Below are 24693 nucleotides of genomic sequence, written 5' to 3' on the forward strand. Positions count from 1 at the left end.
CTGGCCGAGGAGGCCCCATGCTGCCTGTCGAAAACGCACTGACCATCGTCCAACTGTTCGCCAACGCTGCCCGCAACTATGGCGACCGCCCGGCCATCGAGGATGACGGGCGCTCGATCAGCTACCGGCAACTCGATCAACTGCGCGACCAGGCCGCCCGGGCGTTACTGGCGTTGAACGTTCAACCCGGCGACCGTGTGGCGATCTGGGCACCGAATATCTGGGAATGGATTGTCGCCGCCGCTGCGCTGCAAAGCGTCGGCGCCGCGCTGGTGCCGCTCAATACGCGCATGAAAGGCAGCGAGGCCGGTTTTATCCTGCGTCAGAGCGGCGCCTGCGTGCTGTTTGCCATTGGCGAATTCCTCGGCGCCGACTATCCGCGCATGCTTGCCGCCGAAGAGCTGCCGGCGCTGCGCCATATCATCAGCTTGCGCAGCGATGGCTGGGACGCGTTCCTGGCGCTGGCTGGCGACGTCTCGCCCGAAACCTTGCAAACACGCGAGCACGCGCTCGGCCCGCAAGACCTGTCCGACCTGCTGTTCACTTCAGGCACCACCGGCAAGCCCAAAGGCGTGATGAGCAATCACGGGCAAACCCTGCGGGTGGTGCGGGACTGGAGTGAAGTGGTCGGTTTGCGCGAAGGCGATCGCTACCTGATCGTCAATCCGTTCTTCCATTCCTTCGGTTACAAGGCCGGCTGGCTGGCGGCGCTGATGCGTGGTTGCACCATCGTCCCGCAGCAGATCTTCGACGTGCAGGCCGTGCTCGAATGCGTGCAGCGCGAACGAATTACCGTGCTGCCCGGCCCGCCGACTCTCTATCAATCCCTGCTCGCCCACCCGCAGCGTGATGCATACGACCTGACGTCCTTGCGCATTGCGGTCACCGGAGCCGCGACGATTCCGGTGGAAATGATCCGCCGCATGCGCGATGAGCTGGGTTTCGCCACCATCGTCACCGCGTATGGCCTCACCGAAACCTGCGGTTTCGCAACGATTTGCCGGCCGGGAGATTCGCTGGAACTGCTCGCATCCACCAGCGGCCGGGCCATGCCGGGGGTGGAAGTGCGCTGCATCGGCGCCAATGGTCGCAGCCAGCCGGTGAACGTTCCCGGCGAAATCCAGGTGCGCGGCTACAACCTGATGCAGGGTTATTTCAATGATCCGCAGGCCAGTCAGGAAGTGCTCGATGCCGACGGCTGGCTGCACACCGGCGATATCGGTGTGCTCGACGAACAGGGTTATCTGCGCATCACCGATCGCCTCAAGGACATGTTCATCACCGGCGGTTTCAACGTTTACCCGGCGGAAATCGAACATTGCCTGCTGGGCTATCCCGGCGTGGCACAAGTCGCGGTGATCGGCATTCCGGATGAGCGTCTGGGCGAAGTGGCCATGGCCTTCCTGCTGCCGGCGCCGGGTGTCGAGATCGAGCAGGCCCGGTTCCTCGCCTGGTGCCGTGAGCAAATGGCCAACTACAAGGTGCCGCGCCGGGTGCAGGTGCTGGAGAGCATGCCGCTGAACGCGGCGGGGAAAGTGACCAAGAATGTGTTGCGGGAGTGGGCGTTGAGCTGACTGCTGTCCCCCAGTGGAAACCCACTGGGGGAATGACCTTCAGATCACCCGGGCGGGATGCTGCTGACGTGGATCGCCCAGCAGGGCGCGATGGGATGGCGGCTGACGACCGCCGTCTTCGTTGATGCCGTAACCGGCAGCGATTTCGGCGGTGATCAGTGTCCGCCCCGAGAGCGCCATCAACTGCGGATCATTGAGCAAGGCGTGGATCACCCGGCCATTGAATTGCGGGGTTTCGGCGTGCGCCAGAAACGCCTTGTACTGCTCGCCATGCTGTTCGCCGGCAATCAGCGTGCGCTCGGTCAGTTGCGGCCCGAGCCACAGCGATAACGCCGCCACGCCACGACCCTCGAAATCGATGGCCATGTCCGCCGCCAGTTTGTCGCAACCGGCCTTCTGCGCACCGTACGCCGGACCGTGCATGTAGCAACCGCCACCAAAGGACGAAGTGAAGCAGATCAGCCCCTGCGGGCTGTTCAACAACAGCGGCGCGGCGTGATAACCGGCGATGTACGCCGAGCGCAGGCCGACGTCGAGGATGCGCACCAGGTCCAGCGGTTTCTCCCAGAACGGCCCCGGTTCGATCAACTGGTCATGAATGAATGCGGCATTGTTCACCAGCAGATCCAGCCGCCCGCATTCGCGTTCGACCTGGGCGAACAGCGCCGCCACTTGCGTATCGTCGGCGTGGTCGCAAACCACCGCAACACCCTCTCCGCCCGCCGCTGTAATTGCGGCGGCCGTGTCCTCCAGTGAGCTATTCAGGGCCTGTCCGTACAGATGCGCACCTGCAGCTTCCGGCGCACGCCCGGTGACGTAAACCCGCATGCCCGCCGCACCCAGCGCCAGGGCGATACCTTGACCGACGCCGCGACTGGCGCCGGTCACCACTGCCACTTGCCGATTCATTTGACGCTCCCGAACTGACTGATCACTGCCCCGCTCTTCTGGCTCTGGCGCTTGATGTGATTGGCCGCCAGGTAACCGAAGGTCATCGCCGGGCCGATGGTGGAACCGGCCCCCGGATAGGTGCGGCCCATCATCGACGCGGCGCTGTTGCCGATGGCGTACAAGCCTTTGATTGGCTGGCCGTCCTCGTGCAAGACCCGGGCGTGAACGTCGGTCAGCAACCCGCCCTTGGTGCCGATGTCACCGGCATCGATGCGCACGGCGTAGAACGGCCCCTTGAACAACGGCGCCAGGCATGGATTGGGCGTTACATGGGGATCGCCGTAATAGCGGTCGAACAGCGACTCACCCTTGTGGAAGTCTTCGTCATAGCCGCGCACCGCCATGCCGTTGAAACGCTGCACCGTGCGCAGCAGCCCGGCCGCATCGATACCGATTTTGTTCGCCAGGGTCTGCAGATCCGGCGCCTTGAAAAAGTAATCACGCAGATGTTCGGGCAGTTGCCAGTCGCGCTGGGCGTACCCCGGCAACAGCGCGCCGCAGGGGTATTTGCGGCGGAACTCGGCGTCGAACACCATCCAGCAAGGCACGCTCTCGGCGCCTTCGCGGTTGCTGGCGTACATCGCCTCGACGATATCGGTGTAGGGCGCGGCCTCGTTGACGAAGCGCTCGCCCGCCGAATTGACCAGTACGCAACCGGGCAACGTCCGCTCGACGAACATCGCCCGTTGTTTTTCCTCGCCGCGAACATGGGTGGTCGGCGCCCACCAACTGTGTTCCATCAGCGCCGTGCGGGCGCCGATGGCTTGGCCTGCGCGAATGCCGTCACCGGTGTTGTGCGGCGGCGTGGCGCTCCAGTCGGTCTTTGACGGTTGCGGCAGATACTGCGTGCGCATCGCCTGATTCCGTTCGAAACCACCGGCGGCAATGATCACGCCGTAGCGCGCCTTGACGTTCAAGCGCAAGCCGTCGCGACAGACCCGTGCACCGCCGACCCGGTCGCCGACGATCAGCAGTTCTTCCAGCCCGCAGTTCAGCCACAGCGATTTGCCGCGATCCTGCAACGAACAGCGCAAGGCGCCGATCAGGGCATTGCCCAGGGTCAGGTAGCGATCACGCTTCGACAGGCGCCGCCCCTCGCGGTCGCGCCAGTAACGCCACATCACCTTCAGCGTCAGGCGCAACCAGCCGGGGCCACGGCACAGCAGGACCTGCGCCTCTTTCATGGTCATCGCCATGCGCCCCATCATCAACGTGCCGGGGGATGGCGCACGCATGCGCAGGAATTCTTCACCCAGCTCGGCGGCGTCGAACGGTTGCGGGTCCATGGAGCGATAACCGGGTTTGCCGCCTTCGACTTCCGGATAGTAATCGGCGTAGCTGGCCTGGGCCTCGAAGCGCACGCGGGTCTTCTGTTCGAGGTATTCGACCATTTGCTTGCCGTGCTCGACATAGGCTTCGATGCGCCCGTCGTCGATCTCGCCGTGGGTCACCGCGCGGATATAGGCAATCGCTTCGGCGGCGCTGTCACTGCCGCCCAGCGCTGCGATCCGGTGGTTGCCTGGAATCCAGATCCCGCCGCCGGACACCGCCGAGGTGCCGCCGTACTCGTTGCTCTTTTCGATCAGCAACACGTTCAGTCCCAGGTCGTGAGCGCGCAGCGCGGCGGTCATCCCGCCCGCTCCGGAACCCACCACCAGCACATCGCAGCACTCATCCCATTTGATCTCGGCAGCTTTCATGCGATCACCCTTGCTCAGCGCCTTCAAGGCAAAAACCGCCGGCCGGATCTTCGTCCGGCGCAGTCGGTCTCGGGATTGTTGGGCCCGTGTGCCGGGTGGTCATCGTCCGATGGGACTAAGGAATGTTCGTCCTGCCCTTGTGCAAATCGCCCCGTGCAAATCGCTTAGTCCGCTTGGACGATGTTGCGTCAGATCGGTGACCGCATAGTCGCCCACGGCACCACTCCCCCCCTGAAATGCAGGTCGGGCAGGTCTGACCTGGGCATGAGGACGACATGATAAAAACAATAATCGCCCCACAATCGCTACACCCTCGCGTACAACTGGCCGTGCTGTTGCTGGCCGGTGGACTGGGCAGCCAGGCCAGCGCGATGACCTTCCAGCCGAGCGAAGATCTGAGCGTCGACTGGGACACCACACTGACCTACAGCCTCGCCTGGCGGACCGAGGGTCGCGATCACAAACTGACGGCCAACGCCGATGCCAACGACGGCGACAATGCGTTTGCCAAAGGCAGCCTGATCAACAACCGCGCCGGTTTCCTCACCGAAGCCAACATCAAATGGCAGGACGACTACGGCGTGTTCGTGCGGGCCACGGGGTTCTACGACAACGTCTACGATCAGGACAACGACAACAACACCGGCACTTCGAACTGCTTTGCCGGCGGCCATTGCAGCCGGCCGGACCGTTTCTCCCAGGACACCATCGACCAGCACCGCAACGAATTGCGCATGCTTGATTACTACGCCTACGGCACCTGGGATCTGGGCGGGCACAACCTCAATGCGCGGCTGGGTAATCAGGTGGTGAGCTGGGGTGAAAGCCTGTTCTACCCCGGCATCTCGGCGGCGCAGAGCCCGGTGGATGCGACCAAATCGACCACGCCCGGGGTCGAGGTCAAGGAAATCCTCCTGCCGGTCGGGCAACTGTTCACCCAGTTCAGCCTGACCGACAGCCTCGATATCCAGGCCTACTACCAGTACAAATGGGAAAAGACCCAGTTGTTCGGGGTCGGCAGCTACTTCTCCACCACCGACTACATCGACGAGGGCGGCTACAACGACGCCAGCGGTTTCGTGACGCGTCTGGCCAACGACAAGCCGAGCAATCAGGGCCAGTACGGTGTGGCCTTCACCTACGCCGCCGAGTCGCTGAACAACACCGAGTTCGGCATTTACTACTCGCGCTATCACGACAAGACGCCGTCGCTGGACTTCCAGTCCGAACTCGGTCGCTACCGTGCGGTGTACTTCGACAACATCGACCTGTTCGGCGCCAGTTTCTCCACGGTGATCGGCGATGTCAGCTGGGCCGGTGAAGTCAGCTACCGCGACGGCGCGCCGGTGATGGTCAACAACGGTTTCTCCAGCGCGGTACGCGGCAAGACCATGCAAGCGCAGTCGTCGATGATCTACGTGCTCGGCCCGACCTCCTTCGCCGACAACACCACCCTGACCGGCGAGGTCGTCTACAACACCGTGATCAGCAACGACAAGTCGCAACCCGTGACCCTGGCGCCGGGCTTCACGTCGCCGGGCACCGACAGCCTGGTCTACGACCGCGAAGCCTGGGGTTACACCGCGCAGGTCAGCTTCGATTACAACGACGTGTTCAGCGGCTGGGACATGTCCGTGCCGATCACCTACAGCACTGCGGCCCACGGCGACAGCTCGATTGTCGGCTCGATCAACCAGGGCGAAGGCGACGACCGCGCCAGTATCGGCAGCTCGTGGCGCTATCTGGGCAACTTCACCGTCGAAGCCCGCTACAACGCCTACCTGGGCAACGCCAACAACAGCCCGTTGGCCGACCGCGACAACGTCGCCCTCAACTTTAAATACCGGTTCTGATTCCCCTGTCGGAGGAGCACAGCATGTCTCGATTCACCCAAACGTTATTGAGCACGGCGCTGACCGTAAGCCTGCTCGGCAGTGGCCTGGCCTACGCCAAGGTCAGCCCCGAAGAGGCCGCGCGACTGGGCCAGGACCTGACCCCGATGGGCGCCGAAAAGGCCGGCAACGCCGACGGCAGCATCCCGGCCTGGAGCGGCAAATGGCGTGGTCTGCCGCCGGGTCTGAAATTTGCCGGCCCCGGCACGCCGTACCCGGACCCGTACGCGGCGGAAAAACCGCTGTTCATCATCGATTCGAAGAACATGGACAAGTACGCCGAGAACCTGTCCGACGGCGAAAAAGCCTTGCTCAAACGCTACCCGGATACCTTCAAGATCCCGGTGTACCCGAGCCATCGCGACTTCCGCGCCGACCAGCGTCTGGAAGACCTGATCAAGAAAAACGCGGTGACCGCCGAACTCGACAACGATAACAACGACACCAAGAACGCCTGGGGCGCCTCGCCGTTTCCGATTCCGAAGAACGGCAGCGAATTGATGTTCAACCACACCCTGCAGGGCCGGGCCAACACCGAAGAAGCCAACTATGGCCAGGCTGTGGTGTACGCCAACAAGGAAAAGGTGCTCGAAGAGGTCAACTACAAGATCTTCTCGATCTGGTCCAGCCCGGACAAGAACCTGGACAGCGCCAACGGCATCCTGACCAATTTTCTGATCACCACCCTGGAACCGGTGCGCAAGAAAGGCGAAATCGTGGTCGGTCACGAATTCATCAACCCGACGGCCTCGCCGCGTCAGGCCTGGCAGTACAGCCCCGGCCAGCGCCGCGTTCGTCGCGCCCCTACCGTCGGCTATGACTCGCCGACCGGCGCCGGCGGCTTCCGGGTGTACGACGAAGACCGCTTGTTCAACGGAGCGCCGGACCGCTACAACTGGACCATCGTCGGCAAAAAGGAACTCTACATTCCGTACCACAACTACAAGATCGACGACCCGAGCGTGACGGCTGACCAGATCCTGTCGACCACCGGCCACGTCGATCCGCAGTACATGCGCTACGAGAAACACCGGGTCTGGGTGTTGCAGGCCACGCTCAAGGAAGGCGCCCGTCACGTTTACGCCAAGCGTGTGTTGTATCTGGATGAAGACACCTGGTCCGCAACCATGGCCGACAACTACGATGCCCGTGGTCAGTTGTGGCGCACCAACATGCAGACTTCGGTCTACGCCTACGACATCCAGCGCTACCACGCACGTCTGGGCATCTACCATGACCTGATTGCCGGCTCCTATCTGGTTGACCGTCTGCTGGTCGATCAGAAACCCGCCAAGCTCAATGCCACCGCCTTCTCCGAAGACGAATTCACCCCTGGCAACCTGCGCAAACTCGGCACCCGCTGAACCCGCCACGCCCCGACTGATTCATTCGGTCGGGGCGTTGTTTTTTTCTCAATTTGCACCTTGATGGAAACTGCCCATGAACAGATTACTCACTGCGGCCCTTGCCGTGGCCGGCCTCGGTTTGTCGATGCAGGCCAATGCCCTGAACATTTTGCTGACCAACGACGACGGCTGCCGCGCCCCCGGCATCGACGCGATGTACCGCGCACTGACTGCCGCCGGGCACACCGTCACCCTGGTCGGCCCGTTGAACGACAGCAGCGGCATCAGCGCTGCCAGCGTCGTGGTGCCCGGTCAGGCGTTGGCGGTGACTGAGCTTGCGCCCGGCAGATTCTGCGTCGGCCCGCCCGAGAGCTACACGCCGCCGGCCGGCAAGACTTCGGCCATCGGCACACCGGTGGATGCGGTCAACGTCGGGCTGGACGTGTTGCTCAAGGACACCCCGCCGGATCTGGTGGTGTCCGGCATCAACTTCGGTGAGAACGTCGGCCCGCTGACGCAGATGTCCGGCACCCTCAACGCCGCTGTCCGGGCCATGTTCAAAGGCGTTCCGGGGGTGGCGGTGTCGACGGCCATCGACATGGACCTGATCATGCGCGACCAGCAGGCCGGCTACCGCAAGACCCTGGGCGCCATGGACGACACCGCGAAATTTGCGGTGAAGGTCATCGAGCAGGCCCATCAGAGCTGCGCCAAGCACAGCTGCAAACTGAACGTGCTCGGGCTGCCGGGCGTCAACGGGTTGAACCTCAACTACCCGGCATTGCCGGCCAATCAAGTCAAAGGCGTGAGTTTTGCGCCAATCGGCAATTGGGACCGAGTGAATTTCACCTCACAGCGCGGCGCCGACGGAACGGTCAACGTCAACCTGGTCGCACCGCCAAAACCTACGGCCATTCAGCAGCAGGCCGATGCGTATCAGCTGTGGCAAGGGCATGCAGTGATTACGGTGATCGCCGGCAATATGAGCGCGCCGCCGGCGGTGCAGGATCAGGCGAAGAAAATGCTCAAAAGCGTCCAGCCTTGAAACGACACAACCCCTGCAGGTGATCACCCGCAGGGGTTGAACGGTTTCAGACAGCGGGTTGGAACGGCACGAACTCGGTGACTTCAAGATCGAATCCTGAGACCGCTTTGTAAGGCACCGGCGAACTCATCAGGCGCATCTTGCGCACGTTCTGATCCCGCAGGATCTGCGCGCCGATGCCGAGCGTACGATGCGGAAAATGCGGTGGGCGGGATTTGCCGCCGCTGCGCTGACGCAACTGTTCAAGCACGCCGTCAGCGGTTTCCTTCTGCGCCAATAACACCAGCACACCGCATTCCGCCGCCGCGATACTCGCCAGCGAACGCTCAAGGGTCCATTGCTGCGGTCCGTTTTCGCTTTCGCAGCCCAGGGCATCACGCAGGGTTTCGATGCTTTGTACCCGCACCAGAACCGGTTGAGCGCTGTCGATACGGCCCTTGACCAGCGCCAGATGCAGCGCGCCTTGATAGGTGTCCTGATAGGCCGTCACCTGAAACTCGCCGTGACGGGTCAGCAACGGATAGGCCTCGCCGCGCTCGATCGTGCCTTCGTGAAGGATGCGGTAGTGAATCAGCTCGGCAATGCTGCCGATGCGCAGGCCATGGCGGCGGGCGAATTCGTGCAACTGCTCGCCTCGGGCCAGTTCACCGTCCTCGTCGAGAATCCCCACCAGCGTCGCCGCCGGTTGCAGGCCTGCGAGACGGGTAAGGTCACACGCGGCCTCGACATGCCCGGCCCGCTGCATGACGCCACCGGGCAAGGCCTGCACCGGAAAGATATGCCCCGGTTGCACCAGATCCGCCGGGCCGCTTGTCGGGTCCACCGCTACCTGGATCGAGCGCGCCCGGTCGGCAGCGCTGATCCCCGTGGACACGCCAGTGGCGGCCTCGATCGAGCGGGTAAAGCCCACGCCGTGCTGCGCCCGCGAATGGGGCACCATCAGGTCCAGCCCCAGCTCGCGGCAGCGCTGCTCGGTCAGTGCCAGGCAGATCAAACCGCGCGCCTGCACTGCCATGAACGTCACTGCCTCGGCCCCGGCCCGTTCGGCGGCCATCAGCAGTGAGCCTTCGGCGTTGTTCTCGTCATCGGTGATGACCACCATCTGCCCCGCCGCGATGGCTTCGAGCAGTTGCGGCACGCTGTCGAACGCCAGACTCATTGCAGCGCCTCGCGCAGGTCGGCAGCGGCTTCAGACAAAACCTGGGCCGCACCTTCGACAAACGGCGCCATGCTGATGAAACCGTGAATCATCCCTTCGCAGCGCTGCACCCGCACCGGTACTTCGGCTGCACGCAGGCGCTCGGCAAATGCCTCGCCTTCGTCACGCAGCGGATCGAATTCGGCGGTGATCAACGTCGTCGGCGGCAAATGCGCCACGCTCCCGGCGCGCAATGGCGAGGCCAGTGGGTCCTCGCCCTGCCCGTCTTCCTGCAAATACTGCTGCCAGAACCAGTTCATCATGGCGCCGGTGAGGAAGAAACCATCGGCAAATTCCCGGTAGGAATGGCTGTCGCAACCAGCGTCGGTGACAGGATAGAACAGGCATTGATAACGAATCTTCGGTCCCTGCCGCTGTACCGCCAACTGACTGACCGCCAACGCCAGATTGCCCCCGGCGCTGTCCCCCGCCACTGCGAGCCGGCTGGCATCGACGCCCAGTTGCGCCGCGTGCTCCACCAGCCAGCAGGTCGCCCGGTAACAATCCAGTGGCGCCGCCGGGAACGGGTGTTCCGGCGCCAGGCGATAAGCCACCGACACCACGACGGCGTCGGTCAGGTGGGCCAGCGAGCGGCACAGGTTGTCGTGGGTGTCGAGGTTGCCGACGACAAAACCGCCGCCATGGAAATACACCAGCAACGGCAGGTTGCTCTCTTCCGACGGCCGATACAGACGCGCATCCAGTTCGCCAATCGCACCCTCGACCCGCAAGTTGCGTACCTCGGCCATTGGCAAACCGGGAATCGCCGGCTGCATGTTGTCGCAGAACTGCCGGTAGTGCGCCGCATCGAGCTGGCTGTAATCGGGTGCCGGCAGGTCGCTGAATTGCTGGAGAATCAGCGCGATCTGTTTATCGAGCGGCATGGGCATCTTCCTCTACATCGGACATGTTGAATTGTGGGTTGGACTCTTCGAGGATGCTCTGCACCCGCTGTTGCAGGGCGGCCTTGAAACCTTTGTGGGGAAAGACCCAGAAGCGCTTTTCGGCGATGGCGGCGAATACCTGTTCTGCCAGTTCCGCAGGCGTCATGCCCTGGCGGATGCTGCTGTCGAGCAGTTGGCTGAAGGACGAACCGGCACCGTCGACCACCTGATTGGAAGCCATGATTTCACTGGCCACCGGCCCCGGGCACACCACCGAAACCGACACGGGCGCGCCGAGCATGCTCAGTTCGTAATGCAGGGTTTCCGACAGTGCGACCACCGCCTGCTTGGTCACGTTGTAAGGCGCCATCAACGGGCTGCTGAGCAGACCGGCCAGGGACGCGGTGTTGATCACATGGGCCGCACGGCCCTGACGCAGAAACAACGGCACGAAACAGCGAATGCCGTTGATAACCCCGCAGAGGTTGACGTCGAGCATCCGTTGCCACTGCTGCGCGGTGATTTCCCAGCTGTAGCCGGTCTGCATCACGCCGGCATTGTTGAACAGCAGATCGACCCCGCCAAATTGGTCGAGGGCAACATCGCGCAAGTGCTCCACCTGTTCCAGATCGCCGACGTTGGTGACGCAGGCGACCACCTGCGTTCCGCCGCTTCGCAGTTCTTCGCAAAGTGCTTCCAGCCGCAACCCATCGAGATCGGCCAACACCAAACGCATCCCCAACCTGGCCGCATGTTCGGCCAGCCCTCGTCCTATGCCACTGGCGGCACCGGTAATGACCGCGACCGGCCCTGATTGCTGATTCATTGCCTGCTCCTGACAAACGTCCGATGACGTCAGTAGAGCGGGCGCCGCTCGGCCGGCCATCGTCCATTCAGACGATGCCCGCTTCTACAGGGGCGGCAGAATCTCCAGCAAGCTCAAACCCGTGAACCTGGGAGAATAACAAGATGAGTACCCTGCACCGTATCGAAGCCAAACTGCTGGAAGACCGCTACGCACGCGGCTGGCACTGCCTGGGCCTGGCCGCCCCCTACCGCGACGGCAAGGCCCACCGCCTGGACGTGTTCGGCACCCGGCTGGTGGCGTTTCAGGGCGAGGACGGCGAGTTGCACATTCTCGACGGTTATTGCCCGCACATGGGCGCCGACCTCAGCACCGGTTGCGTCGAAGGCAATTCGATTCGCTGCCCTTTCCACGCCTGGCGCTGGGGCGCTGACGGCGTTTGCGATGACATTCCCTACGCCAAGCGCATTCCGCCTCGGGCCAGGCTCAAAAGCTGGCCGCTGATGGAAGAAAACCATCTGCTGTTCGTGTGGAACGACCCCGAAGGCAACCCGCCACTGCCCGAGCAACGCATCCCGCGCATCGACGCCTGCTTCAGCAACGAATGGGCCGAGTGGGAAGTCGCCGAATTGCAGATCGACACCAACTGCCGCGAACTGATCGACAACGTCGCCGACATGGCGCACTTCGGCACGGTGCACGGCGCGCCGGTCGAGGCCTTCAGCAACGTGTTCGAAGGCCACCTCGCCACGCAGATCATGAGCGCCCGCAGCGAGCGGCTGTCCGGCGACAGTGCGTTGAGCACCGTGGCCACCTATTACGGGCCGGCCTACCAGATCACCGAAATGACCGGTGCCATGAACGGCCAGCCGATCCATTCGATCCTGCTCAACTGCCATGTGCCGATCGACCTCGACAGTTTCACCCTGCGCTACGGCGTGCTGGTGAAAAAGATCCCGGGGCTCAGCGAAGAACAGAATCAGGCGATGGCCAAGGCCTATGTGCAACAGGCCCAGGCAGCCTTTTACGAGGACGTGTCGATCTGGCACAGCAAGACCCGCGTCGACAACCCGTTGCTGTGCGATGGCGACGGCCCGGTCTATCAATTACGCCGCTGGTACGAGCAGTTCTACACCGACGTCGCGCTGCTTTCCGCAGAGGTGAAGGAGCACAAAGAGTTCATCGTGCGGGCCCGCGAACCCGCCTGATTAAAGGGTTTTCGCGATCCTGCGCCTGACCGGCCGCCGCCGGTCAGGCCTCGTGCCCGGGCGTTGCAAGTGGTCGATACAGGCGCTTATTCTCGGGCACCGCAAACCACTAATAATAAGAACGGGTTCCCCATGCAGCAGAGCCTCAGCCTCGACACGTTCAGCGATCTCATCGGCAACCTGTATCAGGGGCCGCTGGAAACCATTCCCTGGGCGACCTTTCTCAACCAGCTCAACGTTCATCTTGAAAGCAAATACGTGACTTTCATCCTGCGGCCGCCCAGCACCCACGTTGACGGACTGATGGTCAACACCACCGGCACCTCCACCGAGGCGGTCGCTTCGTACAACACACACTTTTTCACCCTCGACCCCTTCGTCGGCCTGCCCAACCGTCAGGTGGTGACCCTTGCCGAATTCGTCTCCAGCGATGACTGGCAGAAATCCGAGTTCTACAAGAACTTCCTCGAAGCGGTGGACGTGTTCCATATCCTCGGCGCCGACATCAATACCTGCGACGGCGCCCAGTGCCGGATCCGCATCAGTCGCGGGCGGGACGACAAGCCTTTCGGCGATGAAGAGAAAACCCTGCTCGCGCATTTCATTCCGCACCTCGAGCGCTCGATCAAGGTGCACATGCAGCTCAACCGCATCGAGGTCGAACGCAACCTCTACGCCGGTGCGGTGAATCAGATGGCGGTCGGCACGATCATCCTCGACGAGGCCGGCAAAGTGCTGCAGACCAACCAGGTCGCCGACCGGCTGATCCAGGAAAAGGACGGCATCAAACTGGTCAACGACGGCCTGCAGGTCGGTACGGACCGCGACACCCAGGAATTTCGCCGCTTGGTGAAGCAATCGCTGCTCTCGCAGAAAAGCAGCAACCCGTCGATGGTCGAGGCGCTGCGCGTGCAGCGGCCGTCCGGGCGCGCGGACCTGGGCATCATCGTGCGTTCGGTGCCGCTGTCGGAGTGGAGCGAAGGCAAACAGTGCCCGACGGTGGTGATCTTCATCAGCGATCCGGAGCAGCAGTCCACCGCGCCCCAGGAGATCGTCCGCGCCCTGTTCGACTTCACTCCGGCCGAAACCCAACTGGCCATGTTGCTGGCCAACGGGCTGACCCTTGATGAAGCCTCGGAAGAACTGGGCATCAGCCGCAACACCGCGCGTGCGCACCTGCGTTCAACCTTCTCCAAGACCGGCGTGACCCGCCAGACCATGCTGGTGCGGCTGATCCTGCGCAGCGTGGCGACACTGGGCTGACACGCCTCCCGCGCCATCGCCCGCCCGGGCGATGGCTTTTGCAAACAACTAGTCCATTCAGACGAAGCCGAAGATCCCCCGCCGCCTTACCTTGCCTCTACAACAATAAAAATCCGTATGAGGCCCGCCATGCGAAATTCCACCTGCGCCCTGCTGCTGATCGTCTGCGTCGGCAGTTCCGTCAGCCTGTGTCAGTTGTTCAGAAACGAAGCCTATCGACCGAGCGCCGCGCTTCTGGGTTGTTCGAGCACAGCGGTGAACTGCTACCCGCCGCTGGTACGCAATCTGCTCCCATAAATCTGCGTCCATAGATCTGTTCAAATAGAAAAGCACCGGCCTGCAAGCAGCGCCGGTGCTTTTGGTTGTCTGCCGAGGATCAGCTCGGCAGGAAGCCCCGCGCCCGGGACAGGGTCAGCGCCAGGTCTTCGATCATGTCTTCCTGGCCGCCGACCGTACCGCGCCGCCCCAGCTCCACCAGCAGTTCGCGGGCGGCCACCAGGTACTTTTTCTCGGCCCGTTTCGCGAACAGCAGGAACGAGCTGTAGACCCCGGCATAGCCCAGCGTCAGGGCATCGCGGTCGAGGCGGATCGGCTGATCCATCATCGGCACGATCAGGTCTTCGGCCACGTCCATGATCCCGTACAGATTGACGCCGCTTTCCACGCCCATCCGCTCCAGCACCGCCACGAACACTTCCAGCGGCGTGTTGCCTGCGCCGGCCCCAAGACCCGCTGCCGAGCCGTCGATACGCGCAGCGCCCGCTTCGATCGCGGCAAGGGAGTTGGCAATCGACATGCCCAGGTTGTGGTGGCCGTGAAAGCCCACTTCGGTGGCGGAGTTCAAACCGGCGCGCAGTACGCCGATTTTCTCGCTGACTTCGTCCGGAAGCATGTAGCCCGCCGAGTCGGTGCAGTAAATGCAATTGGCGCCGTAACTCTCCATCAGTCGCGCCTGTTCCAGCAGTTTTTCTGCGCTGACCATGTGGGCCATCATCAGGAAACCAACAGTGTCGAGACCCATTTTTGCCGACATGCCGATGTGCTGGCCGGAGACGTCGGCCTCGGTGCAATGGGTAGCGACGCGGATGGTCGACACCCCGTGTTCATGGGCCATGCGCAGGTGATCGAGGGTGCCGATGCCGGGCAGCAACAGTGCCGAGACTTTCGCCTGGCGCAGGCGCGGAATCACCGCCGAGAAGTATTCCTCGTCGCTGTGGGCCGGCATGCCGTAGTTCAGCGACGCACCGCCGAGGCCATCGCCATGGGTGATTTCGATCAGCGGCACGCCGGCGGCATCGAGGCCGGTGGCCACGGCGATCATCTGGTCCAGGCTGATCTGATGCTGTTTGGCGTGCATGCCGTCGCGCAGGCTCATGTCGTGCAGACGAACGCGTTTACCTTGCAGATTCATGGTCATTCTCCACTTAACGGGCGGGCAGTTGCAGGGCGCCCTTGTGGGCTTCTTCGGCGAACATTTCGGCGGTGCGCAGGCCGGCGGCGGTCATGATGTCCAGGTTACCGGCGGACTTGGGCAGGAAATCCCCGAGCCCTTCCACCTCAATGAAAATCGAGACCTTGCGGCCATCGAACACCGGGCCGTTGATCAGCTTGTAACCGGGCACATAACGCTGCACTTCTTCGACCATCTGCAGCACCGAGGCGCGAATCCGCTGCTGATCCGGCTCGTCGTCCGTCAGGCAATGGATGGTGTCGCGCATCATCAGCGGCGGTTCGGCCGGGTTGATGACGATGATCGCCTTGCCGCGACGGGCGCCGCCGATCTTCTCGACCGCACCGGCCGTGGTGCGGGTGAACTCGTCGATGTTCTGCCGGGTGCCCGGGCCCACCGAGCCGGACGACACGGTGGCGACAATCTCGCCGTAACTGACCGATTGCACCCGTGACACCGCCGCGACCATCGGGATCGTCGCCTGGCCACCGCAGGTGACCATGTTGACGTTCATTGCCAGCGACGCCGCGTGTTCCTTGAGGTTGACCGGTGGCACGCAGAACGGGCCGATGGCCGCCGGCGTCAGATCGATCATGATCACCCCCAGCTCGTTGAGCTTGCGGCTGTTCTGTTCGTGGACGTAGGCCGAGGTCGCATCGAAGGCGATGCGAATGTCATCGTCGAGCACATGGGGCAGCAATCCGTCGACACCTTCGGCGGTGGTTTTCACCCCCAGTTCGCGGGCACGCTTGAGTCCCTCGGACTCGGGGTCGACGCCGACCATCCACACCGGCTCGATCCATTCGGACCGACACATTTTCATCAGCAGGTCAGTGCCAATGTTTCCCGGGCCGATAATGGCCGCTCTGAGTTTCTTGTTCATCCGGTTAAACCCCACGGGTCAGGCGCAGAAAGACACCCGGGCAGTGCCCAGGCCATCGATGGTCAGAGAAAAACGGTCGCCCGCACGGGCAGGCTCAAGTGGAACCAGAGAGCCTGAGAGAATCAGCTCTCCAGCCTTGAACGGAATACCGAAGGCGCCCAGGGTGTTGGCCAGCCAGGCAACCGCCGTCAAAGGGTTGCCCTGCACGGCCGAGCCCAGTCCTTCGCTCAGCGGTTCGTCGTTCTTGAATACGCGCATGTGCAGGTTCGGCAGGTCCAGCGCTCGCGGATCGGCTTGCACGTCACCCAGCACAAACACACCACAGGAGGCGTTATCGGCGACGGTGTCCTGGATGCGGATGCGCCAGTCGTGGATCCGCGAGTCGACGATTTCGAAGCACGGCGTCACGTATTCGGTCGCCGCCAGTACATCGGCTTCGGTCACGCCGGGGCCGATCAGGTCATGCTTGAGCCGGAACGCGATTTCGCCCTCGGCACGGGGCTGGATCAGACGGTTGGCCGACAGGGAAATGTTCGCGTCATTGCCGAACGACATCTGCCGGGTGATGAAACCAAAATCCGGCTGATGCACGTTGAGCATTCGCTGAACCGCCGCCGAGGTCACGCCGATCTTTTTGCCGACGATCCGGTCACCGGCCGCGACCCGACGTTCGATGCAAAAGAGCGAAACGTGATAGGCGTCTTCGATGCTGATCGACGGCCAGCGCTCGGTCAGCGGGGCCACGGTGTTGCCCGTAAGCAACGCCTGATACAACTCTTCGCCGAACTGGCGACGCAATTGCGCGCTCATCGCTGGCCTTCCTGAAAGAAGAACAGGCATTCGCGATTGAACAGCTCGCGGTACTCGACCATCACCCAATGCCCGCATTCGCTGAGCAGCACAAACCGAATGTTCTGGCAAAGCTGCATCATCGTTTGCGCACCCGACACCGGGCAGAACTTGTCGTCCATGCCCCAGAACCCGAGGATCGGGCACTGCAATTCCTTGAGGCGCTCGCTCATGTTCGGCACTTGCATGGTCGACAGCACGCAGACCGGCTGCTCGCGCACCACGGCGACCCGTTCGTTGACGGTCTCGGCGCTGATCAACGACTCGTCGAACAATTGCAGGGTCAGCAAACGGCGCATGCCGTCGGCGTCGTGCAGCTCACCTCGGGCAAACGCGGCGCCCATTTTCTGGATGCCTTCCATCTGCAGGTAATACTGTTCCTTGTCCATCAACCCGCCCGGCGCCATCAGCACCAGTCGGCTGACCCGCTGCGGCTGGTCCAGGGCCAGTTTGATGGCGATGGCGCCGCCCAGGGAGTTGCCCACCAGAATGCAGCGCTGGACATCCAGAGCATCGAGCAGTCCGCTCAGGGCGCTGACGAAAAAGTCCAGGGTGTAGAGGGTGTCCGGTTTGTCGGAAGCGCCATAACCCGGCAGGTCGGGCACGATCACGCGGTAACCGGCGGTGACGAACAGCGGGTAATTCTGCTTGAAGTTGCTGTGGCCGCTGGCCCCGGGCCCGCTGCCGTGGATGAACACCACCGTCTCGGCGCTGCCGGTGCCCTCCCCGCCGATATCCAGATAATGCAGCCGCAACCCCTGCGGCAGCGTAACGAAGTGCCCTTGCGCCATTGCGCTCATAAGGTGTGCTCCCGGCTATTGTTGTGGCCGGATTATTTCCGCTGACCAGCCCCCCAACATCGTCCGACAGGACTAGCCGTCCTAGTCTTTTCGGACGTTGGCCGCCGGGGCCCGCGCCCCTAGCATCAAGGGCATTGATCTTTGACAGAACGAGGCTTTTGCATGCTGGATGCGCTGGATTTTCGCGGCAAAGTGGTGCTGGTTACCGGAGGCGGCAAAGGGGCTGGCCGGGGCATCACTCAGCGGTTTCTCGACGGCGGTGCCGAGGTGGTCATCTGCGGACGTGAGGCGCCGGAGTCACTGCCTGCCAGTGCGGGGCGCGAGGCGGTTTTCCTGCCGTGCGATCTGCGCGATGTCGAGCAGTCCGGGCGGTTGATCGACACCATCGTCGAGCGCTTTGGCCAGCTCGACGTGCTGGTCAACAATGCCGGCGGTTCACCGAATGCCGACGCTGCCAGCGCCTCGCCGCGTTTCAGCGAAGCGATCATTCGCCTGAACCTGCTGGCGCCGCTGAATCTCTGTCAGCAGGCCAATCGGGTGATGCAGGCGCAAGTCGACGGCGGTGCAATCATCAATATCTGTAGCGTCAGTGCGGTTCGGCCTTCACCGGGTACGGCGGCTTATGGCGCGGCGAAGGCCGGTGTGCTCAACCTGACCCGCTCGCTGGCTGTGGAATGGGCGCCGAAAGTTCGGGTCAACGCGGTCACGGCCGGGCTGATCCTCACCGAACAGGCCGCCCTGCATTACGGCGATCAGGCCGGCCTTGCCCGCGTGGCGGCGACCATTCCGTTGCAACGCCTGGCGGCGCCGGAAGACATTGGCGACACCTGCCTGTACCTCGCCTCCCCTCTGGCGCGTTATGTCAGCGGCGCGGACATCACCGTGCATGGCGGTGGCGAACGCCCGGCGTTTCTCGACGCAGCCCAATCTCATTGAGCTCAACAAAAAGGAAATCCAGCATGCCGGCAACTGCCTGCCACAGCGTTCTGCTCGAACTGACTCTGCCCGCCGCCTGGGCCAAGCTGCGAGATCTGCGCCTCGCGCCTCACTATGTGCCGGGACTCACCGGCTGCCAGCTGCATCCCGGACCAATCGAAGGGCTTGGCGCCAGTCGCCGGGTGTTTCGCAAGGGCGGCCAGTGGCTGGATGAAAGCGTGGTGCAATGGCAGGACGGCGTCGGTTTTGTCCTGGTGCTGCACAAGGCCAGCGCCGGCGCGCCCTTCCCGTTTCGCGAAGCCAGTTTCAGTTATGCCTTGCAGCGCGAGGGTGAATTCAGTCGCATGACCACCCAGATGCACTACAGCCTGCGCGGCGGCAGGCTGATGGAAAAACTGCTGGGCAAGGCGTTCGACAAGGTGGTGCGGCAGATCGCCGAGAATCTCAAGGTCTATTACGAAAACGGTATCTCGCAATGAATCGGGTTGCAGGCTGCGATATGGCGCAGCCTGCAACTGAAATCAGGGTTGCGGCCCTACGTTGGCTTCGCTCCAATAGGCTTTCATCGAGCGGATTTTGCCGGCGTCATCGAATTCCATCACGTCGATTACATGCAGCGAGCATGGTTGCCCCGCCCACTGCATGTCGACCCGAAACGGCATCGCCCCACAGCCGTTCAACGTCGCGCGAACCGGGCCGGTCAACGTGGCCGACACCTGGCTCGCGCCCAGGCCCTGGCGGTAGAAACGCTCGATGTCCGCGAGGCCCTGAATCGGTGGCTGACCGACCGGGTCTTCGACCGTCGCACCCTCGCTGTACAGTGCAAGAATTCCGTCGATGTCACCGGCATCCACCAATTCCACATAACGGGCCATGGTGGTTTGAATCTGCTGTGCGCTAATCATTCAGACCACCTCGAACAGTGCCGCAGCGCCCATACCGCCGCCAATGCACATGCTCACCACGACGTAGCGCAAGCCACGGCGCTGACCTTCGATCAACGCGTGGCCGACCATCCGCGCACCGGACATGCCGAACGGATGCCCCAGCGCAATTGCCCCGCCGTTGACGTTCAACCGCTCCTGAGGAATGCCCAGCGTGTCGCGGCAATACAGCACCTGACAGGCAAACGCTTCGTTCAGCTCCCAGAGGCCGATGTGATCCATGGTCAGACCCTGACGCTTGAGCAGTTTCGGAATCGCGTAGATCGGGCCGATGCCCATCTCGTCGGAGTTGCAGCCCGCGACGGCCATCCCGCGATAAATCCCCAAGGGTTCCAGCCCACGTTTCTCAGCCAGTTTGGCGCTCATCAACACCGAGGCAGACGCGCCGTCGGACAGCTGCGAGGCGTTGCCGGCGGTGATGAAACGACCTTTCTCGGTCCATTCACCGCCGGCCCAGACCGGTTCCAGTGCCGCGAGATTCTCGCGGGTGGTATCAACGCGGTTGCACTCGTCGCGTTGCAGGCTGAGGGTTTCGAAGCGGGTTTCGCCGGTGGCCTTGTCGAAGATCGCCTTGCGGCTGGTCATCGGCGCCAGTTCCCGGTCGAACAGCCCGGCACTCTGGGCCAGCGCGGTACGCACCTGGCTGTGGTAGCTGTATTCGTCCTGTTCCTCGCGGCTGATGCCGTAGCGGGCGGCGACGATCTCGGCGGTTTCGATCATCGGAATGTAGGCGTGCGGATCGCGCTCGAGCACTGCCCCGGACTGATTCCGATAGAGGTTCTTGTGCTTGTTCTGCACCAGCGAAATCGATTCCAGGCCACCGGCCACGGCGATGTCGATTTCGTCGCACATGATGCTTTTCGCGGCCATGGCAATGCTCATCAACCCCGACGAGCATTGGCGTTCGACGGCCATGCCCGACACGGAAAACGGCAAGCCTGCGGCAATCGCGCACTGGCGGCCGAGGTTATAGGACTGCGTGCCCTGCTGCGCCGCCGCGCCGATGATCACGTCGTCCACTTCACCGGGCTCGATGCCGGCCCGGCGCACGGCTTCGCGCACCACGTGGCCACCGAGCAGCGGCGCTTCGGTGTCGTTGAACGCACCGCGAAAGGCTTTGCCGATCGGGGTACGGGCGGTCGAAACGATGACGGCTTCTTTCATGCGGGACTCCTCGAAGGTGCTGCTGAATCTTGCGGGTAGTAGCGGCTGATGGTGTCGACCACGCAGCCCGGTCGTTCTTCGCCATCGATCTCGACGCTGACGCGGATGGTCGCCTGGACACCGCCCTTGACCTCGCCGACGGCCATCAACTGCGCACGCCCGCGCACGCGGGCACCCACTGGAACCACCGTGGGGAAACGCACGCGCTCGCAGCCATAGTTGACGCCCATGGCGATGCCGCGAACCTCGACGATCTGCGGCAGAAACAGGTTGACCAGTGACAGGCTCAGATAGCCGTGGGCGATGCAGCCGCCAAAGGGTCCGCTGGCGGCTTTGACCGGATCGACGTGAATCCACTGATGATCGCCAGTGGCTTCGGCAAACAGATTGATGCGGTCTTGCGACAGCTGCAGCCAGTCGCTGACGCCCAACTCCTCTCCCACCGCGTCGCGCAGGGCGAAAGGCGTTTCGAAAATACGCGGCATGTCACGCCCTCTGGCTGGAGACCGACAACACTTCGCCGGTCATGTAGGAGCTGTAGTCGCTGGCCAGGAACATCATCACGTTGGCCACCTCCCAGACTTCTGCGGCGCGGCCGAAGGCTTCGTTGGCCGCCAGTTGCTCGAGTACCGCCTGGGGCGCGGATTTGCGCAGGAAATCGTGCAAGGCAATGCTCGGGCTCACCGCGTTGATACGGATTCCGTAATCGGCGGCCTCGACCGCTGCGCAGCGAGTCAATGCCATGACCCCGGCCTTGGCCGCTGCGTAATGCGCCTGCTCTTTTTGCGCCCGCCAGCCGAGTACCGAAGCGTTATTGACGATGACCCCGGCGCGGCGCTCCATCATCTTCGGCAACATGGCGCGGGTCATGCGCATGGTGCCGGTCAGCGTCACATCGAGGACCCGGTTCCATTGCTCATCGGTCATCTCCACCAGCAACGCCGAGCCGCCAAGGCCAGCGTTATTGATCAACACGTCGACGCCTTCAAGGTCACGCTCGGCGCAGGCAATCAAACGCTGCACCTGGGCTTCGTCGGCGACGTTGCAGACTTGCCCGAAAACCTGCTGAAGACCGGTGGCTTCGCGGATTTTCAGCACCGCTTCGGCCAGCCGGCCTTCATGGATGTCGCTGATCATCAGGGCGCGACAGCCTTCCTCGGCGGCTCGCAGCGCGGCGGAAAAACCGATACCGGCGCCGGCCGCCGCCGTGATCAGCACCGACTTGCCACGCAACAGACCGTGACCGGCGACATAGTGAGGAACAGACATGGAAAACTCCTTGATCACACAGGAAGGCGTGGCTCTTTGGGCATGCCCAAAGCGCGCTCGGCGATGATGTTGCGCTGGATCTCGTTGCTGCCGCCGTAGAGGGTGTCGGCACGACTGAACAGATAAAGCGATTGCAGACGCGTGAGTTGATACGGCGCGGCTTCAAGCAGTTCGGCATCGGCGCCAAGCACATCCATCGCCAACTTGCCGAGACTGGCGTGCCAGGTGGACCAGAACAGCTTGTAGATGGTCGCTTCCTTGCGCAGCGAACCGTCCTGGGCACCCGACAGCATGCGCAGCGAGTTGTAACGCATGATCCGCAGGCCGCTCCAGGCCTGGGCCAGACGCTGACGCAGGGCCGGATCGCGCGCGGCACCATTGGCCCGGGCGATGCCGATGATCTCGTTCAGTTCATTGTGAAACTGCATCTGCTGGCCGAGGGTCGACACCCCGCGCTCGAAACCGAGCAGCGCCATGGCGATCTTCCAGCCTTCGCCGGGCAAACCGACGATGTTGGCGGCATCGGTGCGGGCGTCGTCGAAGAACACTTCGTTGAATTCCGACGTGCCGGTCAGTTGCTCGATCGGCCGCACGGTGATTTCGGCCTGCGCCATCGGCACCAGCAGGAACGACAGGCCACGATGGCCGACACTGCCGGGCTCGGTGCGGGCCAACACAAAACACCAGTCCGATTCATGGGCGAGCGAGGTCCAGACTTTCTGCCCGTTGATGACCCAAGTGCCGCTGTCCTGATCGAGCACGGCCCGGGTCTTGACGTTGGCGAGGTCTGACCCTGCGCCCGGTTCCGAATAGCCCTGGCACCAGAATGCCGTGCCGTTGACGATGCCCGGCAAGAATCGCCGCTGCTGTTCAGCACTGCCAAAGGCGGCGATGGTCGGGCCGGCCAGGCCTTCGCCGATATGCCCCATGCGTCCGGGACCACCGGCACGGGCGTATTCCTCGTGGAAGATCACTTGCTGACTGATCGACAGACCACGGCCGCCGTGCTCCGGGGCCCAACCCACGCAGGTCCAGCCACCCTCGGCGAGCTTGCGTTCCCAGGCTTTGCGTTCCTCGGGGAACATGTGCTCGTCACCCGGGCCGCCGCGAAAACGCAGGGCTTCGAATTCGCCGCTGAGGTTGACGCGCAACCAGTCGGCCACTTCCTGACGGAAGCGTTCATCGTGTTCGCTGAAACTGATCTTCATGGCTGCTCCCCCAGAATCGCCTCGGCGATACGCTCCAGATGCCAGGCCGGCAGACCGAGAAAACTCTCGCTGGCGCGGGCGCGTTTGAAATACAGGTGCACGTCGTATTCCCAGGTGAAACCGACCCCGCCGTGCAACTGGATGGCTTCCGAGGCGCAGTGAAAGAAGGTTTCAGAACACTGGGCCTTGGCCAGCGCGGAGGCTGTCGACAACTCGGCGGCCACCTGCGGATCGCCTTCGGGATCGAGTACTTCCTGGGCGACGCAGGCCGCGTAATAACTGGCCGAACGGGCGCATTCCACTTGCAGCATCATGTCGGCGGCGCGGTGTTTGAGGGCCTGGAAACTGGCGATCGGCCGGCCGAACTGCTGGCGTTCCTGCATGTAGGCGACGCTCAGATCCAGCACCTGTTGCGCGCCGCCGGTCTGTTCGCAGGCCAGGGCGATGCAGGCCAGTTGCAGCACGCGCTCAAGGTGCGGCCAGCCTGCGCCGAACTCGCCGAGCAGGCATTGCCCGTCGAGGTACACGCCGTTGAGCCGGATGCGGGCCTGGCGACGGGTCTGGTCCATGGTCGGCAGCATCTGCCGCTCGATTCCGGGGTGATCGGCATCCACGGCGAACAGGCTGATGCCTGCCTCGCCAGCGGATCCGGGCAGCCGCGCGGCGATGATCAGCAGGTCAGCGCCATGCCCGTCGAGCACATGATTGAGCGTGCCGTTGAGCACAAAACCGTCGCCCTCCTTCACCGCCGTGGCCTGCACGTCTTCGGCGGCCCGGCCATTGGCGCTGCTGAATGCCAACGCGGCGGTGACGCTGCCGTCGGCAATCAAAGGCAGCCAGCGCTGTTTCTGCTGATCGTCAGCGGCCAGCAGCAACGCCGGCGTGGCCATGCAGGCGGTAGCGAAAAAGGGAGAACACATCAAACGCCGGCCCATCTGTTCCAGCAGGATTCCCAGTTCGACAAACCCGAGCCCCAGCCCGCCATAGGCTTCGGGAATGTGAATCGCCGGCCAGTACATTTCACTGCACAGACGCTGCCACAACGCCTCGTCGAAACCCCGCTCACTGACCATCGCCGCGCGCACGGCGGCTGAATCCGAGACATCAGCCAGAAAACCTTCGGCGGATTCGCGGATCATTTCCTGTTCGTCGCTGAATGCAAACTCCATCGCGGCGCCTTCTACTCGTCTGGCGGAGCACCCGTGAAGTGGTGCCCCTTTGAGCAGCGAGTCTGGTCCGGGCGGTGCACGGCAGAATCGTCAGGCTTGCCTAGTCCGAATGGAGGTTGTCGAAAGTTTTGAACGAATCGGCTTTCATCCGGATC

Annotated in this window: 24 protein-coding genes; 9 read left to right on the plus strand and 15 right to left on the minus strand. The window is 63.0% G+C overall.

Features of this window, described 5'->3' with window-relative positions; all coding sequences use genetic code 11:
* Positions 1–17: 17 nt before the first annotated feature.
* Positions 18–1574 carry a FadD3 family acyl-CoA ligase gene (locus AC07NR_RS07290; protein ID WP_495078207.1) on the plus strand — a complete coding sequence of 519 codons (1557 nt, stop codon included), beginning with the start codon at positions 18–20 and terminating at the stop codon, positions 1572–1574.
* Positions 1575–1613: 39 nt separating this feature from the next.
* Here the strand turns inward: AC07NR_RS07290 and AC07NR_RS07295 are convergent, their stop codons facing one another.
* Positions 1614–2483: an SDR family NAD(P)-dependent oxidoreductase gene (locus tag AC07NR_RS07295; protein WP_495078208.1), complete on the minus strand. Its 870-nt coding sequence runs from the start codon at positions 2481–2483 to the stop codon at positions 1614–1616.
* Positions 2480–4225, minus strand: coding sequence for an FAD-dependent oxidoreductase (locus tag AC07NR_RS07300; RefSeq protein WP_495078209.1), 1746 nt, complete (start codon positions 4223–4225; stop codon positions 2480–2482). Before AC07NR_RS07300 ends, AC07NR_RS07295 begins: the two co-directional genes overlap by 4 nt.
* Before the next feature lie 275 nt (positions 4226–4500).
* On the opposite strand from AC07NR_RS07300, the gene AC07NR_RS07305 reads away from it, so the two are divergent.
* From AC07NR_RS07305 to AC07NR_RS07315, 3 genes are all read left to right on the plus strand, one after another.
* Positions 4501–6078, plus strand: coding sequence for a DUF1302 domain-containing protein (locus AC07NR_RS07305; protein ID WP_114883137.1), 1578 nt, complete (start codon positions 4501–4503; stop codon positions 6076–6078).
* A 23-nt stretch (positions 6079–6101) separates the two neighbouring features.
* On the plus strand, positions 6102–7481 hold the full coding sequence (locus AC07NR_RS07310; RefSeq protein ID WP_305832895.1) for a DUF1329 domain-containing protein: 1380 nt from the start codon (positions 6102–6104) through the stop codon (positions 7479–7481).
* A 76-nt stretch (positions 7482–7557) separates the two neighbouring features.
* On the plus strand, positions 7558–8508 hold the full coding sequence (locus tag AC07NR_RS07315; protein WP_495078210.1) for a 5'/3'-nucleotidase SurE: 951 nt from the start codon (positions 7558–7560) through the stop codon (positions 8506–8508).
* A 46-nt stretch (positions 8509–8554) separates the two neighbouring features.
* On the opposite strand, the gene AC07NR_RS07320 is transcribed toward AC07NR_RS07315, so the two are convergent.
* Genes AC07NR_RS07320 through AC07NR_RS07330 form a run of 3 tightly spaced genes read right to left on the minus strand, consistent with a single transcriptional unit; the run spans position 8555 to position 11416 of the window.
* A complete protein-coding gene (locus tag AC07NR_RS07320; RefSeq protein ID WP_495078211.1) occupies positions 8555–9667 on the minus strand; it encodes a 3,4-dihydroxy-2-butanone-4-phosphate synthase in 1113 nt (370 codons plus the stop codon).
* Entirely contained in the window at positions 9664–10590 is a 927-nt protein-coding gene (gene lipP1 / locus AC07NR_RS07325; RefSeq protein ID WP_495078212.1) for a LipP1 family hormone-sensitive lipase, read from the minus strand. Before lipP1 ends, AC07NR_RS07320 begins: the two co-directional genes overlap by 4 nt.
* Complete coding sequence (locus AC07NR_RS07330) at positions 10577–11416, minus strand: SDR family NAD(P)-dependent oxidoreductase (protein ID WP_495078213.1); 840 nt, start codon at positions 11414–11416, stop codon at positions 10577–10579. The genes lipP1 and AC07NR_RS07330 overlap by 14 nt, the downstream gene beginning before the upstream one ends.
* Positions 11417–11559: 143 nt before the next feature.
* On the opposite strand from AC07NR_RS07330, the gene AC07NR_RS07335 reads away from it, so the two are divergent.
* From AC07NR_RS07335 to AC07NR_RS07345, 3 genes are all read left to right on the plus strand, one after another.
* Positions 11560–12603, plus strand: coding sequence for a 3-ketosteroid-9-alpha-monooxygenase, oxygenase component (locus AC07NR_RS07335; RefSeq protein ID WP_495078214.1), 1044 nt, complete (start codon positions 11560–11562; stop codon positions 12601–12603).
* A gap of 132 nt (positions 12604–12735) precedes the next feature.
* Positions 12736–13866, plus strand: a complete 1131-nt coding sequence (locus AC07NR_RS07340) for a helix-turn-helix transcriptional regulator (protein WP_114883150.1) — start codon at positions 12736–12738, stop codon at positions 13864–13866.
* Positions 13867–13995: 129 nt separating this feature from the next.
* Complete coding sequence (locus AC07NR_RS07345) at positions 13996–14163, plus strand: hypothetical protein (RefSeq protein ID WP_167443775.1); 168 nt, start codon at positions 13996–13998, stop codon at positions 14161–14163.
* 79 nt (positions 14164–14242) lie between these two features.
* Here AC07NR_RS07345 and dmpG read toward each other — a convergent pair whose 3' ends face one another.
* From dmpG to AC07NR_RS07365, 4 genes are read right to left on the minus strand one after another with little or no spacing between them, the layout of a single operon-like run.
* Positions 14243–15277: a 4-hydroxy-2-oxovalerate aldolase gene (gene dmpG, locus AC07NR_RS07350; protein WP_495078215.1), complete on the minus strand. Its 1035-nt coding sequence runs from the start codon at positions 15275–15277 to the stop codon at positions 14243–14245.
* A 13-nt stretch (positions 15278–15290) separates the two neighbouring features.
* Positions 15291–16199, minus strand: a complete 909-nt coding sequence (locus tag AC07NR_RS07355; protein ID WP_085709925.1) for an acetaldehyde dehydrogenase (acetylating) — start codon at positions 16197–16199, stop codon at positions 15291–15293.
* Positions 16200–16217: 18 nt separating this feature from the next.
* On the minus strand, positions 16218–17009 hold the full coding sequence (locus tag AC07NR_RS07360; protein ID WP_495078216.1) for a fumarylacetoacetate hydrolase family protein: 792 nt from the start codon (positions 17007–17009) through the stop codon (positions 16218–16220).
* A complete protein-coding gene (locus AC07NR_RS07365; RefSeq protein WP_495078217.1) occupies positions 17006–17848 on the minus strand; it encodes an alpha/beta fold hydrolase in 843 nt (280 codons plus the stop codon). The genes AC07NR_RS07360 and AC07NR_RS07365 overlap by 4 nt, the downstream gene beginning before the upstream one ends.
* Before the next feature lie 162 nt (positions 17849–18010).
* Here AC07NR_RS07365 and AC07NR_RS07370 point away from each other — a divergent pair, with 162 nt between their 5' ends.
* Together AC07NR_RS07370 and AC07NR_RS07375 are read left to right on the plus strand one after the other, a co-directional pair.
* Entirely contained in the window at positions 18011–18784 is a 774-nt protein-coding gene (locus AC07NR_RS07370; RefSeq protein WP_495078218.1) for an SDR family oxidoreductase, read from the plus strand.
* 23 nt (positions 18785–18807) lie between these two features.
* Entirely contained in the window at positions 18808–19263 is a 456-nt protein-coding gene (locus tag AC07NR_RS07375) for an SRPBCC family protein (RefSeq protein ID WP_495078219.1), read from the plus strand.
* A gap of 42 nt (positions 19264–19305) precedes the next feature.
* On the opposite strand, the gene AC07NR_RS07380 is transcribed toward AC07NR_RS07375, so the two are convergent.
* From AC07NR_RS07380 to AC07NR_RS07405, 6 genes are read right to left on the minus strand one after another with little or no spacing between them, the layout of a single operon-like run.
* Complete coding sequence (locus AC07NR_RS07380; RefSeq protein ID WP_495078220.1) at positions 19306–19689, minus strand: steroid Delta-isomerase; 384 nt, start codon at positions 19687–19689, stop codon at positions 19306–19308.
* On the minus strand, positions 19690–20892 hold the full coding sequence (locus AC07NR_RS07385; RefSeq protein WP_134826986.1) for an acetyl-CoA C-acyltransferase: 1203 nt from the start codon (positions 20890–20892) through the stop codon (positions 19690–19692).
* Positions 20889–21377 (minus strand): MaoC family dehydratase, encoded by a 489-nt coding sequence (locus AC07NR_RS07390; RefSeq protein ID WP_495078221.1) that lies wholly within the window; start codon positions 21375–21377, stop codon positions 20889–20891. Before AC07NR_RS07390 ends, AC07NR_RS07385 begins: the two co-directional genes overlap by 4 nt.
* Before the next feature lies 1 nt (position 21378).
* Positions 21379–22161: an SDR family oxidoreductase gene (locus AC07NR_RS07395; RefSeq protein WP_495078222.1), complete on the minus strand. Its 783-nt coding sequence runs from the start codon at positions 22159–22161 to the stop codon at positions 21379–21381.
* 14 nt (positions 22162–22175) lie between these two features.
* On the minus strand, positions 22176–23369 hold the full coding sequence (locus AC07NR_RS07400) for an acyl-CoA dehydrogenase family protein (RefSeq protein ID WP_495078223.1): 1194 nt from the start codon (positions 23367–23369) through the stop codon (positions 22176–22178).
* The gene (locus AC07NR_RS07405; protein WP_495078224.1) at positions 23366–24538 is read right to left on the minus strand and encodes an acyl-CoA dehydrogenase family protein; all 1173 of its coding nucleotides are present in this window, start codon (positions 24536–24538) and stop codon (positions 23366–23368) included. The genes AC07NR_RS07400 and AC07NR_RS07405 overlap by 4 nt, the downstream gene beginning before the upstream one ends.
* Positions 24539–24693: the final 155 nt, after the last annotated feature.

This window comes from Pseudomonas sp. GW821-FHT09C09, from assembly GCF_059418105.1.

Bases quoted from the DNA above. Each gene is read 5' to 3' on its own strand.
- AC07NR_RS07320 (WP_495078211.1), bottom strand. From the start codon at position 9,667: ATGAGTCTGGCGTTCGACAGCGTGCCGCAACTGCTCGAAGCCATCGCG.
- dmpG (WP_495078215.1), bottom strand. From the start codon at position 15,277: ATGAATCTGCAAGGTAAACGCGTTCGTCTGCACGACATGAGCCTGCGC.
- AC07NR_RS07365 (WP_495078217.1), bottom strand. From the start codon at position 17,848: ATGAGCGCAATGGCGCAAGGGCACTTCGTTACGCTGCCGCAGGGGTTG.
- AC07NR_RS07315 (WP_495078210.1), top strand. From the start codon at position 7,558: ATGAACAGATTACTCACTGCGGCCCTTGCCGTGGCCGGCCTCGGTTTG.
- AC07NR_RS07290 (WP_495078207.1), top strand. From the start codon at position 18: ATGCTGCCTGTCGAAAACGCACTGACCATCGTCCAACTGTTCGCCAAC.
- AC07NR_RS07300 (WP_495078209.1), bottom strand. From the start codon at position 4,225: ATGAAAGCTGCCGAGATCAAATGGGATGAGTGCTGCGATGTGCTGGTG.
- AC07NR_RS07385 (WP_134826986.1), bottom strand. From the start codon at position 20,892: ATGAAAGAAGCCGTCATCGTTTCGACCGCCCGTACCCCGATCGGCAAA.
- AC07NR_RS07340 (WP_114883150.1), top strand. From the start codon at position 12,736: ATGCAGCAGAGCCTCAGCCTCGACACGTTCAGCGATCTCATCGGCAAC.
- AC07NR_RS07395 (WP_495078222.1), bottom strand. From the start codon at position 22,161: ATGTCTGTTCCTCACTATGTCGCCGGTCACGGTCTGTTGCGTGGCAAG.
- AC07NR_RS07370 (WP_495078218.1), top strand. From the start codon at position 18,011: ATGCTGGATGCGCTGGATTTTCGCGGCAAAGTGGTGCTGGTTACCGGA.
- lipP1 (WP_495078212.1), bottom strand. From the start codon at position 10,590: ATGCCGCTCGATAAACAGATCGCGCTGATTCTCCAGCAATTCAGCGAC.
- AC07NR_RS07305 (WP_114883137.1), top strand. From the start codon at position 4,501: ATGATAAAAACAATAATCGCCCCACAATCGCTACACCCTCGCGTACAA.
- AC07NR_RS07360 (WP_495078216.1), bottom strand. From the start codon at position 17,009: ATGAGCGCGCAATTGCGTCGCCAGTTCGGCGAAGAGTTGTATCAGGCG.
- AC07NR_RS07355 (WP_085709925.1), bottom strand. From the start codon at position 16,199: ATGAACAAGAAACTCAGAGCGGCCATTATCGGCCCGGGAAACATTGGC.
- AC07NR_RS07345 (WP_167443775.1), top strand. From the start codon at position 13,996: ATGCGAAATTCCACCTGCGCCCTGCTGCTGATCGTCTGCGTCGGCAGT.
- AC07NR_RS07405 (WP_495078224.1), bottom strand. From the start codon at position 24,538: ATGGAGTTTGCATTCAGCGACGAACAGGAAATGATCCGCGAATCCGCC.
- AC07NR_RS07390 (WP_495078221.1), bottom strand. From the start codon at position 21,377: ATGCCGCGTATTTTCGAAACGCCTTTCGCCCTGCGCGACGCGGTGGGA.
- AC07NR_RS07375 (WP_495078219.1), top strand. From the start codon at position 18,808: ATGCCGGCAACTGCCTGCCACAGCGTTCTGCTCGAACTGACTCTGCCC.
- AC07NR_RS07380 (WP_495078220.1), bottom strand. From the start codon at position 19,689: ATGATTAGCGCACAGCAGATTCAAACCACCATGGCCCGTTATGTGGAA.
- AC07NR_RS07335 (WP_495078214.1), top strand. From the start codon at position 11,560: ATGAGTACCCTGCACCGTATCGAAGCCAAACTGCTGGAAGACCGCTAC.
- AC07NR_RS07295 (WP_495078208.1), bottom strand. From the start codon at position 2,483: ATGAATCGGCAAGTGGCAGTGGTGACCGGCGCCAGTCGCGGCGTCGGT.
- AC07NR_RS07310 (WP_305832895.1), top strand. From the start codon at position 6,102: ATGTCTCGATTCACCCAAACGTTATTGAGCACGGCGCTGACCGTAAGC.
- AC07NR_RS07400 (WP_495078223.1), bottom strand. From the start codon at position 23,369: ATGAAGATCAGTTTCAGCGAACACGATGAACGCTTCCGTCAGGAAGTG.
- AC07NR_RS07330 (WP_495078213.1), bottom strand. From the start codon at position 11,416: ATGAATCAGCAATCAGGGCCGGTCGCGGTCATTACCGGTGCCGCCAGT.